The 18,172-nt window shown below is 55.5% G+C and carries 9 protein-coding genes; 4 read left to right on the top strand and 5 right to left on the bottom strand.

Features of this window, described 5'->3' with window-relative positions; all coding sequences use genetic code 11:
- The first annotated feature begins 3 nt into the window (after positions 1–3).
- On the top strand, positions 4–1,281 hold the full coding sequence (locus tag ABD890_RS21985; RefSeq protein WP_345094605.1) for a DUF1552 domain-containing protein: 1,278 nt from the start codon (positions 4–6) through the stop codon (positions 1,279–1,281).
- A 185-nt stretch (positions 1,282–1,466) separates the two neighbouring features.
- A complete protein-coding gene (locus ABD890_RS21980) occupies positions 1,467–6,293 on the top strand; it encodes a PVC-type heme-binding CxxCH protein (protein WP_345094603.1) in 4,827 nt (1,608 codons plus the stop codon).
- 86 nt (positions 6,294–6,379) lie between these two features.
- On the opposite strand, the gene ABD890_RS21975 is transcribed toward ABD890_RS21980, so the two are convergent.
- The 3 genes from ABD890_RS21975 to ABD890_RS21965 form a co-directional block, all read right to left on the bottom strand.
- Positions 6,380–7,828: a DJ-1/PfpI family protein gene (locus ABD890_RS21975; RefSeq protein ID WP_345094601.1), complete on the bottom strand. Its 1,449-nt coding sequence runs from the start codon at positions 7,826–7,828 to the stop codon at positions 6,380–6,382.
- Positions 7,829–7,966: 138 nt separating this feature from the next.
- Positions 7,967–9,913, bottom strand: a complete 1,947-nt coding sequence (locus tag ABD890_RS21970; RefSeq protein ID WP_345094599.1) for a serine/threonine-protein kinase — start codon at positions 9,911–9,913, stop codon at positions 7,967–7,969.
- 34 nt (positions 9,914–9,947) lie between these two features.
- Positions 9,948–10,529 carry an RNA polymerase sigma factor gene (locus tag ABD890_RS21965; RefSeq protein WP_345094597.1) on the bottom strand — a complete coding sequence of 194 codons (582 nt, stop codon included), beginning with the start codon at positions 10,527–10,529 and terminating at the stop codon, positions 9,948–9,950.
- 300 nt (positions 10,530–10,829) lie between these two features.
- Between ABD890_RS21965 and ABD890_RS21960 the strand changes: the two genes are divergently transcribed.
- Positions 10,830–11,126: a Rho termination factor N-terminal domain-containing protein gene (locus tag ABD890_RS21960; protein WP_345094595.1), complete on the top strand. Its 297-nt coding sequence runs from the start codon at positions 10,830–10,832 to the stop codon at positions 11,124–11,126.
- Here ABD890_RS21960 and ABD890_RS21955 read toward each other — a convergent pair.
- On the bottom strand, positions 11,123–12,037 hold the full coding sequence (locus tag ABD890_RS21955) for an outer membrane protein assembly factor BamB family protein (RefSeq protein WP_373356468.1): 915 nt from the start codon (positions 12,035–12,037) through the stop codon (positions 11,123–11,125). The genes ABD890_RS21960 and ABD890_RS21955 overlap by 4 nt on opposite strands.
- Before the next feature lie 474 nt (positions 12,038–12,511).
- Here ABD890_RS21955 and ABD890_RS21950 point away from each other — a divergent pair, with 474 nt between their 5' ends.
- The gene (locus ABD890_RS21950) at positions 12,512–16,951 is read left to right on the top strand and encodes a CheR family methyltransferase (protein WP_345094591.1); all 4,440 of its coding nucleotides are present in this window, start codon (positions 12,512–12,514) and stop codon (positions 16,949–16,951) included.
- Between the two features lie 216 nt (positions 16,952–17,167).
- On the opposite strand, the gene ABD890_RS21945 is transcribed toward ABD890_RS21950, so the two are convergent.
- Positions 17,168–18,013, bottom strand: coding sequence for a TIGR01457 family HAD-type hydrolase (locus ABD890_RS21945; protein ID WP_345094589.1), 846 nt, complete (start codon positions 18,011–18,013; stop codon positions 17,168–17,170).
- Positions 18,014–18,172 lie beyond the last annotated feature (159 nt).

The following is an 18,172-nucleotide window of genomic DNA, read 5'->3' as shown; positions in this document are numbered from 1 at the left end:
ATCATGCGTTCACGATTGAACCGCCGAACGTTTCTCCGGGCTTCCGGGATTGCGATGGGATTGCCTCTGCTGGGAAGCATGGGCCCGACCCGTCTGTTGGCGAAAGACAACGCCGACGAGTCAGGCGACGTCCGCCGCATGCTGGCGATCTGTGCCCCGCTGGGAATCCACACGCCGAATCTCTTTCCTGAGAAGTCAGGCCGCGACTTCGAGCTAAGTCCGTACTTGAAGCCAATGCAGCCAGTGCGTGACAAAATCACGGTCGTCTCCGGGATCATGCACCCGAACGTCGATGGCGGACACGCGGCAGAAAAGAGCTTTCTGACTGGGGCCGCGCATCCTGGGCAGCCGAGTTTTCAGAACACGATTTCGGTCGATCAGTTGGCAGCTGAGCAAATTGGCTATAAGACCCGCTTCGGTTCGTTGACGCTGGCGGTCGACAACAACAGTCTTTCGTACACGCGCAGCGGCGTTCAGATCCCAGCCGAGAACCGTCCCTCCAAGTTGTTCGCTCGCTTATTCCTCGAAGGAACGCCGCAAGAGAAAGCCGAGCAGATGCGGCGGATCGAAGATGGTCAGAGCATCATGGATTTGGTTCAAGACCAAACGAAGAAGGTTACCAGGCAGGTCGGTCGCGAAGACAACCAGACGCTCGATCAGTACTTCACCAGCGTGCGTGAATTGGAGCAGCGCTTGGTGCAAGCCGAGGCCTGGGCGAAGCATCCCAAGCCAGAAGTCGATCGGAAACAGCCGGAAGACATCACCGACCGCGGGAATTTGACCGAGCGTCTGCGTTTGATGTACGAGATGATTTACCTGGCGATTCAAACCGACTCGACGCGGCTGATCACCTTAATTGGTCCTGGCGGTAACGAGGTGGTCGCGCTCGATGGTGTCGAAGATGGTTGGCATAACCTAAGCCATCACGGCCGCGACCCAGGCAAGATCGAGATGCTTTCGATTATTGAATTGGAAGAGATGCGATTGCTGGCAGAGCTTCTTCAGAAGCTGGACAGCGCCCAGGAAGGCAATCATTCGCTGCTCGATCAAACGGCAATTCTGTTCGGATCGAACCTCGGCAACGCATCGAGCCACAACAACACGAACCTGCCAATCTTGTCCGCCGGTGGGCACTTTCGCCATGGTCAGCATCTGGCGTTCGAGGATGGTAAAGCACCGCCGCTGTGCAATCTGCTGGTGAACTATCTGCAGCACTTGGGCGTGGAAACCGATGAGTTCTCGTCCGCTACGGGAACCCTGACAGGGCTTCAGACGGTTTAACCCAGAAAACGAATCGAATTTCGTCGAATCGCAAGTTTTGGCAAACTTCGCGGAATTTGCGGCAGGTGATTCGTTCGACGCGCGGTATTGGGGTGTAGTAGACTGTAGTTGCGTTCCAACCATCGGAACGCGACTTCTCTTCCGTTACCCAACGAATCCTCCCTTTTGCTGCCCACCTCAGAACCATGATTCGACTCTTTCTGTCTGCCGCTGCGCTCTTACTTTGCCTGCCGCCCCTCTGTCATGCCAATCCGCTCGTCTATGAAGGGGATTCTGGCATCGGGAAAGGGAAGCACATTGTGTTTCTCGCCGGTGATCACGAGTATCGATCGGAAGAATCGCTTCCGGCGATGGCTCGCATCCTGGCGAAAAGACATGGCTTCAAGTGCACCGTTCTTTTCTCGCTCGATCCGAAGAACGGCGAGATCTTGCCAGGCTCGAGCCACATGCCGGGGACCGAGGCCTTGAACGATGCCGACTTGATGGTCATCTTCCTGCGTTTCCAAGATTTCCCGAAAGAGCAGATGCAGCCAATCGCTGACTATTTGCAACGTGGCGGCCCCGTGGTTGGCATGCGAACGTCGACCCATGCTTTCAAGATTCCGAAAGATTCCCCCTTCGCCCGCTTCGACTATCGCTACGCAGGAGACGACTTCAAACTCGGATTTGGTCGTCAGATCCTTGGCGAAACCTGGGCAGGGCATTATGGCAAGAATCATGCGATGAGTACCCGTCTCGATCTGGTTACCGCGCAGAAAGATCATCCGGCACTCCGTGGTGTGAAAGCTCCGTGGGTTCAAGCAGGCGGCTATTGGACCGAGCCGATGGAAGACAGCACGGTGCTGGCGATGGCTCAGCCGCTGGACGGCATGAAAATCGATTCGCCTGTTGCCAAAGAAAAGAAACCCTGCCCAGGCGTTTGGACTCGCGAATACACTTCCCCCGGTGGCCAGAAGGGCCGCGTCTTCACCACGACATACGGTGCTTCAGAAGACCTGCTCAACGAAGACTTCCGCCGGATGATGATCAACGGTTGTCTGTGGGCGGCCGGGATGGAAAGCAAGATCACGCCAGAACTGGGCGTCGATTTTGTCGGACCGTATCAACCGGTCACGTTCAGCTTTGGCGGACATCGTAAAGGTGTCAAGCCGAGCGAACTGCAAGGCTGGCAATCGCCCATCCTGCCCGATCACAGCAAGGATGGAAAACAGACGTCGCAAATGAAAGCCCCTCGTCGTGATGAGGGGCGCGATCCGCGTCTTCAAAACGAAAAAGACGCCCGGAACGCGACAGCAAAGAATCCACCGAAGACAACCGATGAGGACTTCTCAGGCTTCGCCATTTACGAGAAGACGGCACCTCGCGCCAAAGTCGCCAAGTCAACGCCGACGTCGCTTCCTTTGAAAGTCGAGCCGGGCGACCGAATCGCCTTGATTGGGAACACGCTTCTGGAGCGTTCACAGGATTTCGGTCATTTCGAAGCGATGCTTCAGCAGCATTTGCCGCAGCATAAGCTGATCGTGCGGCACCTGGCGTGGTCGGCGGACGCGATCGGAATTCAGCCGCGTCCCGACAACTTCGCCGACACACAGCAGCACCTCGTGCATGAAAAAGCAGACATCGTTCTGGCGGCATTCGGTTTCAACGAATCGTTTGCCGGTCCCGCTGGCCTGGCCGACTTTCGGCAGCAACTTACGGATTACTTAGCGGATCTGAAGACGAAGGCATTCAACGGTGAGGCATCGGCCCGGATCGTTCTCGTTTCGCCTATTGCGAGTGAAAACATCGAGAATATCCCGGCCGCTGACCTCAACAATGCCAACGTTCAGCTTTATCTCGAGGTGATGCGAGAAGTGGCGGCCGAGCAGCAGGTTGCCTTTGCTGATGTCTTCAGCGCGACCAAGTCGGCAATGGAAAGCCCCGGTACCGATCTGACGATCAACGGTGTGCATTTGAATCAGGCAGGCGATAAGCTTTTCTCGGCGGCATTGTTCGAGCAACTGTTTCAAGTGAAACCGCCTGAGATCCAGCCGCAGATGCTCGCCACGATCGTCGACAAGAACCAGCAGTTCTTTCGCCGATTTCGCCCGCTCAATACGTTCTATTACACCGGCGGCCGCAGCAAAGAGTATGGCTATCTCGACTTCCTGCCAGCGATGCGGAACTTCGACCTGATGGTTGCCAATCGTGATCAACGGATCTGGGATCTGGCTCAAGGAAAAGAAGTCCCGGCCCAGGTCGACGACTCGAACGTCCCGCCTCTGCCGATGACCAAGCAAAGTCGCGGCGCGAATCAGTGGATGTCGGCCGCGGACGAGCAGAAGGCATTCGACATGGATCCTCGCTTCGAGGTTAGTCTCTTTGCTGGCGAAGAAGAATTTCCCGACATCGTGAATCCGATTCAGATGCGTTGGGATGGTAAGGGACGTTTGTGGGTGAGTTGCTCGACGACCTACCCGCACGTTTATCCGGGGAATGAGCCGAACGACAAACTGGTGATTCTGGAAGACACCAATGGCGATGGCAAAGCGGATAAGTCGACCGTGTTTGCCGATAACTTGCACATTCCTCTCTCGTTCGAGTTTGGTGATGGTGGGGTTTACGTTTCCGAGCAGCCCTGTCTGTCGTTCCTCAAAGATACCGATGGCGACGATCGAGCCGATACGAAGACGACGGTTCTGCGCGGTTTCGGAACGGAAGACTCGCATCACTCGCTGCACGATTTTACTTGGACGCCTGACGGTGATTTGATCTTTCGAGAATCGATCTTTCATCACTCCCAGGTCGAAACGCCTTACGGTCCGGTTCGCCAGCAAAACAGCGGCTGGTTTCGCTTTGACCCCAAGACGCAGCGATTGATCAGCTTCGGTTCCTACCCAAGTACCAATCCCTGGGGCGTCAGCTTTGATGAGTGGGGTCAGCATATGGCCAGCCATCCGGTCTATGCCGAAGCTCATCACGCGGTTGATCCGCCTTACCCGTTGCAAAATGCGGCCCCGCGCGGACTGCAGGCATACTCAGGTGTTTGCGGCCACCAAATCGTCGACTTCGCGACGTTCCCTGAAGAACTGGCAGGAACGTTCATCAAGGTTCGCTATAAGCCGACCAACCGCGTCGAGATCTTAAAGTGGAAGCAGGGCCCGTATGGCTTCACCGAGGAGTACGTCGGCGACCTGTTGTTTTCACGAAATCTCAGTTTCATTCCGGTCGATCTGCAGTGGGGGCCATGCGGCGATTTGTATGTTTGCGACTGGTACAACCCAATCAAAGGCCATGCCCAGTACTCGCTGCGGGATGAACGCCGCGATCGCCATTCTGGCAGAATCTGGAGAATCACGGCCAAGGGGAAGCCGCTCCAAGATCTGCCGAAGATCGCGGATGCCTCGAACGAAGCGTTGCTCGATCTGCTAAAACGCCCGGAGTATACGATCCGCTTTCTCGCCAAACGAGAATTAGGCGAACGAGATCCGGCTGAGATCAAGCCGCTTCTCAACGCATGGGTTCAAAAGCTCGATACGACCGATCCTCGATTCCGACATCACCAGGTCGAGGCGATCTGGACTTACCGCTGGATCGGTTGTGTCGACATGGTTCCTGGCTCGGCAACGACTTCCGATCAAGATCTGAGCGTTGCGGTGAATACGCTGGAGCAACTACTCACGTGCGAAGAGCCGATGGCCCGGGCCGCGGCGACCAAGCAACTACGTTATTGGTATCCGCACCTAGAAAACTGGCCGCAGTATCTGCAGGCTTCGGCCAACGACGAACTTGGGATCGTGCGAATGCAGGCCGCGATTGCCGCGACCTATATCGGTACCAAGCCAGCCTTTCAAGCGATGCTCGACGTATTGAAGCATCCTCGTGATGGCCATTTGGCGTATGCCGTCACGTGTGCGTTGATGTCGAAACCGATGCGTGCCCATTGGGAGGGAAACCCTCGCTACGACATTGCCCGCATCTTGAAGCAGTCGGCCAAGGACGCCGAAATCAAAGAACCGAAGCCAACCGTCGCTCAGGCCCGATTTGATGCCCGCGCAGACCTTCAGACCGTGAAGGTGACCTGTTTGCCGGAGCGGATGCTCTTCGACGTGAAGCATTTCATGGTGAAGCCGGGGCAGCCGCTGAAGATCGTCTTCACCAACCCCGATGCCACCGACCATAATTTTGTGATCGTGAAGCCTGATTCCTTATCGGAAGTCGGAATGGCGGCCAATGATATGGCGAAAGATCCCACGAACGCCGACTCCGATTTCATCCCGCGCGAAAAGGGAGAATTGATTCTGCAGAACACGCCGATGATTGGTCCCAATCGGGCCTCCCAAATTGCTGTCTTGCGTTTCGAGGCACCTCAAGAGGAAGGCTTGTACCCCTATGTGTGCACTTTCCCAGGTCACTGGGTGGTGATGAATGGCGTGATGGTGGTCGCGAAAGATGATGCCCGTGCCCAGGCCTTGATGGACTCGAGCATTCCGCAGGTCATTCAGGAATGGAAGATGGCTGATTTCGCGGACTTCCAGCCTGCAAATCGGCCGAAAGACGATGCGACGTTGGCCCGTGGAATGACGGCCTTCGTGAAAGCTCGCTGCAATCAATGCCATGTCGTCGCAGGTCACGGGACGAACCTGGGCCCTGATCTGACCAAGTCCGTTGAGAAACTGCGTGGCAAGGAATTGCTTCAGCAGATGGTAGATCCTTCGAGCCAGATCAACGAGAAGTTTCAGAACGTCCAATTCTTGACGATCGGCGGCCGAGTCATCACCGGTGTCGTCGTCGGAGAAGATAAAACCTCGTACCAGGTCGCTACGAACCTGCTGACCCCCAATAGCCTGACGAAGATTCTGAAAGAGGACGTCGAGCAAATGGCACCTTCCAAGATGTCGCCGATGCCGACTGGCTTGCTCGACATTCTGACGAAGGACGAAATTTACGACCTGCATGCTTACCTCGAAGCAGGCGGATATGAGATGCCAGAGCATCTGAAGCATGGTCATTCACATGGTGACGGGAAGTAACGCCAGGATGCGCAGTCGTTCAGGCCGCTGCGATCACGATTGATCGAGCGGCCTGAATGGAACCGACTGCCTCTAGCCCTTGGAGATTACTCCCAGTCAGCAAAGACCTGATCGATGTAGTCGGGATCGCTCACCAGGTCGGCGATCACTTCCCCAAACATCGTGGCCGAGTCCCAGTTCTCTGCCGTGATGATTCGCCCATCAACATAGACATCGTCTGTTGCCGTGGTTGGATCGCCGAGTGAACCTGAGGCAACCATCGTCGCGCCGTTGTATTCAATCTGATCCCGCGTCGTGTAGAACGATTGATTGGAATTCGGAGCGTTGCCGGAATAGGAGGACACCGTGCGGCCATCCAAAAGGCTCTCGCCATCGACTCGAGCCCAGGCCAAAACGGACACCCCGTGGCAGATGGCGGTGACATATTTATCCTGGTCGACAAAGTCGTTGATCAAGTCGTTCACGGTCTGCTTCAAGACTTCTTCGCCGTTGTACGAACCATTGTTATAGGTTCCCTCAAAGGCGTATTGGTACTGAGACGAGCCCCAGCCACCGACAAACACGATCGCCGAATAGTCATCCGCGTCGACTTCAAACAGCGTCAAGTCAGGCACGACCTGGCCGCTGCTGTTGCCTTGGCCTGAATTTGCGTGCGGTGTGGCATTATCGGTCGTGGCGGCAGCGACCACAACTTCCAGGCCTTGCGCTTCGAGCGAGGCTCGTGTGTCGGCGTATTCCTGGAAGTAGAAGTCCTGGTTGGCGATCACCATCAGCACCGGCATCGGTTCCTGCGGCGTCGTTGGATCATCCCCTGGATTGTCGTCGTCAGGACCGGGATCGTCAGGCGTTGTCTTCAACACGAACGAGTTAATCGTTTGATAAATCGAACGCGATCCATCCGTGGCACCGACTTCAATCTGGAAACTGCCGGTGTAGTCGGCATCGGTTCGGACGATCAGCGTATCCCCTTCAATGGCGACGTCGGCCGGAACCGCTTCCGGCTCGGTCAGTAGGTCAGGATTATCGTAATGATCGGAGTCGAATGAACCGAGCAGACGACTGTTCTCGAAAGAACCACGCCATTGGAAGAAGTCTCCTTCCGGCATGATGTAGAACCAGCCACCGTTGGCGGATCGCATCCAGCGAGCGTTCTGCCCGAGGCAGTTGGTATGATAGTCGTCTGACTCGACCAGGTCGTACCGAGCATCGAGTTCCTGTTCCAGCGTCGGGACGATCGTCGCGCTGAAGATCACGGCACTAGTATCCAAGTCACCGCTGATAGTCAGCCGCGTTTCAAAGGCTTCACCACTTTCGATTTCCAGATCGCCGACCGGATCGAAGTTCCAGTCACTAGTGGTGTTCGTGGTGAAGGACGAGGTCTCCACATATTCCGATTCGATCGGCATCGAGGCAATGGCCAGGTCGCCAGCCATCAGGCAGCGATCTTCGAGGCTCTGCATCGAACGTCCGACGCGACGCTGGCGATTGGGTTTGGATGGACGCTTACGCGACGAGAAGAGAGGGAAGCGAGACATGTAAGTTTCTCCAAGACTGTTCCGAAAATGGACCTGTTTCTGCTGGCGTACTGAATAAATGGACGCGGAGCAGAAAACCTTTCACGCGGAAGCAGATTTTTGGAGAGTTTTTCTCGGGTCCCCGTTAAGCCGTGGATATCAGTTGGAAATGGGGCGGATTCGCACGCTATGAAAAATGGTGTCGCTGTCGTAGGCACCCAGGCCTAACGTATTTTCCGGAAGCGACCAGAGCGGCAGCAGCGACAGATCGGAACCATCACCGTGGTATGTGGTTCGTTTTTCGCCATCGAACAAGGCGTCGACATGATCTCGACGCACATGCACGGCGGCCCGGTATCGGCGCCCGTTGATCAGTTGAATGTTGTCGATCCGTGTCGGATTTCGGCGGATGTCGATCTGATCGATGGTCTGGATCCCAGCAAGATTCTCGCCCCAGCCATCGATATCAAAGCTCGCGATGCCATCGCCATCGACGAAGTGCAAGGCGATCGATTGATCCCCTTCGACGCGGGTAAACTCGACCTCGAAGTCGTATTCTCGCGGCGGAGTGAAGGGAAGCATGACCCGAGCAGACGGCGTATGATCGACGCGTAACTCGCCCGTTGGCGTGACCGTCCAGTTCCCTGCGACGACATCCGCCGACAAATCGATGCGAGCGATCAAGTCGATCCATTCCGCGTCCGAAGTAGAAGTAGCTGGAGGAATGGTTTCGGAAGGCTGCCCCACTAACGAATTGTCTTCCGGCAGAGCAGGGGGCTGCTCGCCACGATCTGCGAGCACATACCAACCAAGGGCGACACCAAGGACTCCGCTGACCGCGAACAATGGCCAACGATTCCGTCGCACCCAAGTGCTGGTTGCTTGATTGCTGACCTTGGTCCGAGTACGTGTTGCGGTGCTTTCGGTGCTCACTTGAAGCTGCGGCATCGGCATCGCGACGAGCGTCTTTCCGCTGTCGCTAGTTGGCTGGTCATGTGCCGCCACCGAGTCAGGTCGACCGAACGGCTTCAATGCTTCGACCAATTCCGCAGGCGTCTGAAAGCGGTCATCAGGGTTCTTCGCCATCAACCGTTCGGCGATTGCTATGACATCGCTCGGAACATCGTCACGAAGTTCACCCAGCGAGGTCGGTTGCCGTTCGCAGTGGGCCAAGACTTTTTCGAATGCGGTCCCGTTTGGAAAAGGAGCATGTCCTGCCAGCAGAAAATAGAGGGTGCAACCGAGACTATAGAGGTCGGCTCTAATATCGGCCCGCTTCGAATCTCGGGCTTGCTCTGGGGCCATATAGTCGGGCGTGCCAAGCGCAGTGAAGTCGGCTGTCAGCCCTGGATCGTCGGCAGCGTGATCAGTTTGGGTCGCAAAACGAGCCAGGCCGAAGTCGAGGATCTTCACCGTTCCTCGATCTGTCCGCATGAGGTTATGCGGTTTGATGTCTCGATGAACGGTGCCTCGGGCATGGGCGTGCTGCAGTCCCTGGGCAGCCTGAAGAACGTAATTGCACGCATGCAACACCGGCAGAGGTTGGCGGCGGGCGACGAGTTGATCGAGGCTAATCCCGTCGATGAATTCCATCACCAGAAAGTGCAGGTCGCCTGCTTGTTCGGCATCGTAAGCAGCGACAATGTTGCGATGTGAAAGCTTGGCTGCCGCTTTGACTTCCTGATGGAATCGCTCGACCGCGAGCTCGTTGCTCACCAGACGTGGGTTGATCACCTTCAATGCGACCGGCCGTTCCATCAATCGATGTTCGGCCTGGTAGACGACCCCCATGCCACCTTGGCCAAGTCGGCGAATGATTCGATAGCGTGGATGATCGAGCAATGCCGCCGGAATCGAATCGGCAGGCTCCGATTCCGCGATCGTCGAGGCACTAGCCCATGGCGTTTGGCCATCGTCGATGCTGCTGGTCGCGGCATGGATCCGTTCGATCAAGCCGTCGTGAGGGATCGTCCGCAGCTCATCGCAGCACTGATCACATTTCGAGATATGGTCTTCGACCAATTGACGACGCGTTTCTTCCAACGTTCCATGAAAGAACGATTCCAGTTCTTCTTTCGTCGGGTGCGTGGAACTGCGTTGGTTCATCAATAGTGTGCTACAAATGAATCGATATGACCACTTACTCGATCAAGCCTAGACCGCGCTGGCGGAGCCGACTCAGGACGCGCGACTTGGCAACGAAGACGGCGTTGACGGAAATGCCGAGCTCTTGGCTCACGTCGTCCGCAGTCAAGCCGTCCAGGGCGAATCGTTGGAACGCCTGCCATGTCTTATCGGTGAATGCGGGACGGACTTCGTCGAGCAGATATTGTATCACGTGCCGGTCGTGGTCTCGATTCCATTGCGCGCTAAGACCGCTGTTGGGATCTTCCAGTTCGGCAATCACGGCGCCAAAGTCACTTCCGCCGACGCCGGTTGGCTGCCGATTCTTTTTCCGCCAATGGTCACGCAAACAGTTCGCGGTGATCGTTCGCAGCCAGGCTCGAAAGGCACCCGCGCGTGGCTCTCGCCGGAAATCGGGGAAGCGGCGAAAGACTACCGCCAGCACTTCTTGAGTCACATCGTCCAGGTCTTCGACCATGGCTCCATGACGTTTCAGCCAACCACGGATCAGCGGCGAATACATCCCGACGAGTCGCCCCCATGCTTCCTCGTCCGAGGTGCATTGAAGCGAATCGAGAAAACTGACCGAGGTATCCATCGCGATCGGAACGTGCTGGAGGAATTGCCGGATGCCAAGAAACGTCGCTCCATCCTACACTTCCCGCGGAAACCCTGCTTCCCACGAAGCTTTAAATTTTGATGAGCCCCCGGCAAGCTTGCGCAAAAAGGGGATACCACGAGCAATATTCGCGATGTGTCGCCGCAGAAGGCAACCTGGCCGTTGCCGATTCAAACCCATCGTGAAATTGGGCAAGCAAGCGGCCACGGGGATGATAGGCACGCGATTCGCTGTGGAAAGATTTTAGACATTGCAAGCCTCATTCCAAGGAGCAATCCCATGCCAGGCTGGACCGACAAATACGATCGGCAATACGAAGCGATTCGCGATAGTAATCTCGAACGTGGAATGAAGAAAGAGCGTGCGAAAGAAGTCGCTGCGAGAACCGTGAACAAGCAGCGCCGCGAAAAAGGGGAAACGCCGAACAAGCGGACGCAAGGAACCGGTAATCCCCATTCTTCGCTCGAAAGCCGCACGAAGGACGAGCTTTATAACATCGCCCAGAAGATGAGTATCCGCGGCCGGAGCAAGATGTCCAAGCCGCAGTTGATCGATGCGATCCGTGACCGCCGTTAGCGGAGAACGTCTCCTTCGACGCTCAGCAGTTGCGAGTTAGGTGCCGAGTTGCCAAACACGTCGTATTGGTCGAACTGCCAGACAACCTTCTTGGTCTTCGGATCGACTTCGACCAGCAGAGGGTTGCCGGGACCAGCATGGCAGTTGCCAATCACGTAGTGACCATTCGGCAACACCTCTAACGTGGTTACCCAGGCGAGCGTGATGCCGGGCAGGTCGTTCTGGGCGATCTTCCAGACCACTTCCTTCTCTGGCGTCACTTCGATCACACTGTGCCCGTTGCCGGTTGCAATCAGCGTGTTGCCATTCTTCAAGCGAATTGCTGCAAAGGCCTTATTACCGAAGGCTTCAGGACCGTGTCCGTTGCGAGCTTCCTGATCGAACATCGGGACTTCGTATTCCCACACAACCTTGCCGCTTTCGCCGTCGTATTCACGAATGACCCCATCATTCTCGTGAGCGACTAGGTAGTTACCGTTTTCGAGCTTCCGAACCAGACGGGTATCGGAGTGAGGGTGCGGATTGTTCAGCTTCAATGGCATCTTTTTGACGATCTTGCCGTCACGTGTAATCTCGATGATCCGGCCTGCGCCTGACTCGGCAATCATCACGTTGCCATTTTCCAGCGGTTGGAAGGCGTGGACTTCGATCCGTTTTCCTGCGTTTCCATTCATCTTGGCCGAATCGTACGACCAGACCACCTTTTTGGTTTCCGGATCGATCTCGGCGATTTTGGCGCCACCTTGCTGCACCATGATGTGACCGTTGTCGAGCACATGGATATCGTGGATGCCTCCCCATGGCACCTCCCACTCAATCTTGCCGTCGGTGTCGACAATCGCCAGCTTGTTATTTCCTTGAATCACCAGGCGAAATGGACCGGCAATCGCCAACGAGGGAATCGCGACCATCGTCAGTAGCAATAAAAGCGACCAGGTACGTAGCATGGGTGGCTCTCCGAGAGGGGCAAGATGAGATGGGGAAAGGATGGACTCAATTTGAGTATAGGCGAGCCTATTCCATAACCAATCACGCGGCCTAATTGCCCGGGGATTTGAGAGATCTTTCCGGAAGAAAATCAGCAGAATATTGGTCGGATTGAGAATCTTTGCGATCCTTGACTTTCCCACGCTAGGTAGGTCGGCCCGGAAATGGGCCTAAGTCTTGTAATCACAAAGGAATAGGAGTCAGCTTGCGGTGCTTGGAGGGGTCTGCGACAATGAAGGACGTAAAGCCCGAGCATCTTTAATCGGGGGATTAGGTTCGGCTTTGTTGTAGACGGCGGCATTTCGTTGCGGTTCGTTTCAAATCTGCTTACCCCTGCAGGGCGTCCGTGGGGATTTTCCGCGCAAGTCTTTTACCCATTCGGCAACGACTGAACACCTATGGGACAAGCTGAATCGACCGAAAACAATCCTGGCGGTCGAGGACATAACAACCCGAAACATCCACTTTCTGTCGTGGGGATCGGTGCGTCTTCTGGTGGGCTGGAAGCTCTGAAGAAGTTTTTCGCTGCGGTTACGGACCATCGAGGGATGGCTTTTGTGATCGTTCAGCATCTGATGCCCGATCACGATAGTTTGCTGCCCGAGATCTTAACGAAGCATACCGAATTGCCCGTAACCACCGTGACCAACGGCATGCCGGTTGAGGCAGACACCGTCTACGTGGCGCCGCCCGGCCAGGATGTTTCTTTGAGAGATGGGGTGTTGTTTGTCACTCCGTCGTCCGAATCGCGGGGATGGCGTCATCCGATCGACCACTTCTTTCGGAGCCTGGCTCGCGACCAGCGACAAAACGCCGTTGCGGTTGTTTTGTCGGGGAATGGTAGTGACGGCACGCTTGGTATTCGCGAGATAAAAGAATGTGGTGGCATGGTCATGGTTCAGCATCCGCACGAAGCGGGCCAGGACTCGATGCCGCTCAACGCGATGGAGACCGGTCAGGCAGACTATGTTCAGCCGGTTCAAGAACTCGTCAAATCGCTGGAAAGTTACGTCGATCATAATTCGCTCTTCGACGATTCCTCCGTCGATCCACTTCGGTTCCACGAAGAACTCTCCGAGATCCAGTACCTTCTTCAATTCCATGCCGAGTACGACTTTCGCAACTACAAACACACCACCTTGCTACGTCGCGTACAACGACGCATGGGTTTGGCTGGCGTTGCGAACTTGAAAGAATATGTTCATCGGCTGAAAGACCGTCCGCACGAAATCGAAGCGCTCGCCCAGGACCTGTTGATCTGTGTCACGCAGTTTTTGCGGAACCAGGAAGTGTGGGATGTTCTGGCCGAAGAGGTCCTGCCGAAGTTGATTAATGAGCGGCGTCCGGAAAACCCGATTCGCGTCTGGATCCCGGGCTGCGCGACGGGCGAAGAAGCCTACACGATGGCAATGCTTCTGAGCGATGCGATTGGCGACCGACGCGATATTCGCACGCAGATCTTCGCAACGGATATCAGCAACCATGCGTTAAAGACGGCCCGCGCTGGTTGGTATCCCGAGACCATCGCTGCCGATATCAAGCCGGAATGGGGACGCAAGTATTTCACGATCGATGCCGACGGTTATCGCGTTACGAAGGCGATTCGGGAAATGGTCGTCTTCGCGTCGCACGATTTGAAGGGAGACCCTTCCTTCTTCCGACTCGATTTAATTAGTTGTCGGAACTTGTTGATCTACCTCGAGCCAGAAGCCCAAACGCAGATTTTGCGAAAGTTTCACTTCGCACTGAATCCGAGCGCGTACCTGATGCTGGGTAACTCCGAGACCGCCGGGCGATTTGAAGAAGGGTTTGATCCGGTCGACTCGCGGCTACGGATTTATCGCCGCGTCAACGAGGCAGGCGTTGTCAGCCCCATCGTTCATACCGCGCCTAAGCCGCAGCGGGTTTCGTTTTCTCGTCAGCGAGTTCCCCGTCCGGCACCTCCCAGTTTGCGAGAGATTGCGGCGGAGATGTTCTGGAAGGCGACCCAGTCGGTCGTGCTGGTTCTGAACGACAAGCTTCAGCCGATTTACGTCGGCGGAAGTGGCGAACGGTTCCTGAAGATTCCTGAAGGCGAGCAGCGGTACACGGTCTATGAACTGGTTCGACCAGGGCTGCATTTAAAGCTGAGGGCCGCCATCGGACGCCTCGACAACGCCAATGAGGCACGTTTCGATCGAGCGAAGGTGACCCAGTCGGATGGATCGTTAATCGATGTCCGGGGTGTCGTACGCACGATGGCCGATCCCGAGAGTCATCAGCGGCTGATTTACATTCACCTGGAAGAAGATCGCTCGCCACGCGACTTCGAGACGAGTCAATTGCCAACTGAGCGAGGTGAAAGCTCGGGGCTGGTCAATGGAGACTCTCAAGAGGAATTGGTTACTAATCTCGAGCGTGAGTTGCTCGAGACGCGAGAAGAGCTTAGCCATACGATCGAACAACTCGAGCAAGCCAACGAAGAACTTCGAGCATCGCACGAAGAAGCGATGAGCGTTAACGAGGAACTACAGTCGGGTACCGAAGAACTGGAGGCCTCACGAGAAGAGCTGCAGTCGCTTAACGAAGAGTTGACGACGCTCAACGTTCAGCTCGAAGACAAACTATCGGAGTTAGAGTCGGCCAACAACGATCTCGATAACCTGATTTCGAGCACGCGTATCGCCGTAGTGTTTCTCGATACCGAATTCCGCGTGCGAAACTTCACTCCGGAAGCGATCGAACTGTTCAGTTTGATTCGCACCGACATCGGTCGCCCGATCAGTGACCTGGTTCATAAGTTCACCGATGGTTCGTTCTTAAACGATGCTCGCGAAGTCTTGAAGCTGCTTGCGCCGGTAGAACGCGAAGTGATCGCTGAGGGAAATCGCCGGTTCCTGCGACGCTTGCTGCCGTATCGAACACACGACAACCGGATCGAAGGGGTCGTGGCGACGTTCCAGGACATTACCCAACTCAAACATATCCAGGATCAACTGTCGCTACAGCGCGAGCAGCTCTCGCTGGTTGCGGACGCGATGCCGGTGTTGATTGCTTATATCGACAAAGATTTACGCTACCAATTTGCCAATGCCAGCTATGAAAGGTGGTTTGGCATCTCGATCGACGATGTCGTTGGCAAACCAGTTTGGGACGTAGTTGGTCAGAAAGCGTATGAGGTAGCCCGCGAGAAGATCGAATTGGTAATGAGTGGCGAACGGATTTCGTGGGAGGGAGAATTACCTTTTCGGCATGGTTCGGCACGATTCGTTCATGTCGAATACATTCCTCACCTCGATAGTGAGTCGACCGTTATTGGTTACTACGCACTGATTCAAGATATTTCGGAACGCTATCAAGCCGAGAAAGCGTTGCAGATTAGTGAGACGCGTTTCCGTAATCTGGCCGACAACATTGTGCAACTAGCTTGGACCTGTGACGAACTGCCCAATGTGACCTGGTATAACCGCCGCTGGTATGAGTTCACTGGAGCCGATTTCGAGAGTGCCCAAGACACCGGTTGGGCAGAATCACATCACCCAGACCATATCGAACGGGTCTTCGCGAAGCTGGCGGAAGCAGCCCGCAATGAAACCGTTTGGGAAGATACCTTCCCGCTGCGACGCCACGATGGTGTTTATCGGTGGTTCTTGTCACGTGCGGTCCCGATTCGAGATCAAGATGGGAAAGTTGTTCGCTGGTTTGGCACCAACACGGACATCACCGAACAGATGGAACTGGAACAGGCACTCAAAGATGCTGACCGTCGCAAAGACGAGTTCCTCGCCATGCTGGCTCACGAGCTTCGTAACCCGTTGGCACCGATCCGAAGCGGTATCGATTTGCTGCTGATGGACTCCCAGGTACCTCAAGAACCGTTGAACGTGATGGAAGAGCAAGTCCGTCATCTCGTTCGCCTGGTCGACGACCTGCTGGATGTTTCGCGAATCACGCGTGGCAAGGTTGATTTGCGTCTGGAAGTTGTTCCGCTACAACAGATTTTGAAGATGGCGGTGGGAACGATTCAGCCGATGGCTGAGCAAAAGAACATTTCGATATCGGTAAGAATGGCCGAAGACCCCGTCTGGTTGGAAGCCGATCCGGTACGACTGGCCCAGGTTTTTGAAAACCTGGTGATCAACGGAGTGAAGTACACGCAGGAAGGTGGTTCGATCGAAGTCACGGTCATTCGGGAAGAAGAATCCGTATCGATCTCGTTCCGTGATAACGGAATCGGCATCGACGAAGACCTGATGCCACGCGTTTTCGAGTTGTTTGCGCAGTCGTCTCGATCGTCGGACCGGGCTCCCGGCGGGCTTGGGATTGGATTGACGATCGTGAAGAGCCTGATTGAATTGCATCATGGTTCTGTCGCCGTGACCAGTGATGGTCACCACAAGGGAAGCGAATTCACTGTATCGCTACCGATATTGCCGGAAGGCCCCGGGGAAATTGTCGAGATGCCGAAATTGGAACTGCATGGAAGCCACAAAATCTTAATTGTCGACGACAACAAGAGTGCCCGTCACCTGTTGTCGCGTCTGGTCGCCGCTTTGGGGAACCATGAAATCGAAACGGCAGGCAGTGGCATGGAAGCGTTAGAAAGCATCCCCACTTTTCAACCGCGGATTGTCATGCTCGATATCGGGCTGCCCATTATGGATGGGTACGAAGTGGCTCGACGCATTCGTGAAAACGACCCAGAGCGAACCATCTTGCTGGTCGCCGTGACCGGCTATGGGCAGGACGAAGATCGGTTGCATTCGGAGGCCGCAGGTTTCGATCTCCACCTGGTGAAGCCTGTGGGCATTGAAGACCTTCGCCAATTGCTCGGCCATCCCAAGCTGAGAGAAGAGTAACGAGCGTCACGCCTTCCAAGGCAAAGACGTGACGCCCGCAGTGTATTGGGCGATTCGGCAGAAAAGGTGGACTGGCGGAACGGCCCCTCGTGGGAATCTCGATAGACCGTCGAAGCGTGTCGATTTGCCGCAGATCGATCACACCGGGGAAGGCAATCAGGGCGATCACCAGGATGGTATCGCCGTTGGTTTTAAACGAAGCGAAAAGCGTTTCTTCTAGCGTCGCAGCGAGGCAACGAATTCGTGGGCTGCATCATCCGGGACCATGACCGGAGTTCGCAGCGAGACCGCCTCGTCATCACGCTTCCGTACCAACTCGGCGACCGATTCAATGATCAGGTCGGGGTGGTAAGGGTGCCTTGGAATATCTTCCAGCTTGGTGCCGCCGGAGAGAACCAGAATGGTCTGGTAACCCATCTGAACGCCACCCAGGATGTCGGTCTCCATGGTGTCGCCAATCATCACGGTCTCGGAAGTTTCCAGACCGATCTCTTTGCGGGCCATCCGCATCATCAATGGGCTTGGCTTGCCGATGCTCAAAGCTTTGCGGCCAGTTGCTTTCTCCAGGAAAGCAATCGTTGCCCCTGCACCAGGACGCGTTCCGCGTGAAGTCGGGCAGTTGGGATCGTCGTTGGTGGCAATCAGCTTGGCACCGTCGAGGATCATCTGGGTGGCCGTTTCGACCATGTCCCAGTTCAGCGTTCGCCCTTCACCCACGACGACGAAATCGGGATCGTGGTCGACCACCGAGAAGCCGTTTTGATGCAGGGCGTTCAGCAGACCACCTTCGCCCAAGACGTAAGCGGTACCGTTAGGTTTCTGGCTGGCCAGGAATCGAGCCGTTGCCATCGCACAGGTAAAGACGTGGCGTTCTTCCACATCGATGCCCATCCGAGACAACTTGGTCACCACATCGCGTCGCGTGCGCTGACTGTTGTTGGTTAAAAACAGAAACGGAGTGTCGTCGTCGCGGAGTTGGCGGATAAACTGGTCCGCCCCAGGGATCAGCTGGCTGCCGCGATACATGACGCCATCCATGTCGATCAAAAATCCCTTGCTCATCTCTTGCCTCTCGAAGGTAAACGTCTCGATGGTGCTGTCCGCTCCTGAGGGAAGACAGCAATCGATAAAACTCAATTCAGTTCCACAGGAAGCGTTGGCAAGGTCCGTGCCAAGTTCTGTTAAGGGAAGAGTCATTTCTGGCCAATTCAACAGAATGCG

Origin of the sequence: Bremerella cremea (assembly GCF_039541315.1) — a bacterium.
Lineage (GTDB): Bacteria > Planctomycetota > Planctomycetia > Pirellulales > Pirellulaceae > Bremerella > Bremerella cremea.
This window is presented reverse-complemented; position numbering and strand designations above follow the sequence as displayed.

What these genes read in the sequence shown, in the direction of transcription:
- ABD890_RS21980 (WP_345094603.1), top strand. Translation starts at nt 1,467, where the DNA reads ATGATTCGACTCTTTCTGTCTGCCGCTGCGCTCTTACTTTGCCTGCCG.
- ABD890_RS21950 (WP_345094591.1), top strand. Translation starts at nt 12,512, where the DNA reads ATGGGACAAGCTGAATCGACCGAAAACAATCCTGGCGGTCGAGGACAT.
- ABD890_RS21970 (WP_345094599.1), bottom strand. Translation starts at nt 9,913, where the DNA reads ATGAACCAACGCAGTTCCACGCACCCGACGAAAGAAGAACTGGAATCG.
- ABD890_RS21945 (WP_345094589.1), bottom strand. Translation starts at nt 18,013, where the DNA reads ATGAGCAAGGGATTTTTGATCGACATGGATGGCGTCATGTATCGCGGC.
- ABD890_RS21955 (WP_373356468.1), bottom strand. Translation starts at nt 12,037, where the DNA reads ATGGTCGCGATTCCCTCGTTGGCGATTGCCGGTCCATTTCGCCTGGTG.
- ABD890_RS21960 (WP_345094595.1), top strand. Translation starts at nt 10,830, where the DNA reads ATGCCAGGCTGGACCGACAAATACGATCGGCAATACGAAGCGATTCGC.
- ABD890_RS21975 (WP_345094601.1), bottom strand. Translation starts at nt 7,828, where the DNA reads ATGTCTCGCTTCCCTCTCTTCTCGTCGCGTAAGCGTCCATCCAAACCC.
- ABD890_RS21985 (WP_345094605.1), top strand. Translation starts at nt 4, where the DNA reads ATGCGTTCACGATTGAACCGCCGAACGTTTCTCCGGGCTTCCGGGATT.
- ABD890_RS21965 (WP_345094597.1), bottom strand. Translation starts at nt 10,529, where the DNA reads ATGGATACCTCGGTCAGTTTTCTCGATTCGCTTCAATGCACCTCGGAC.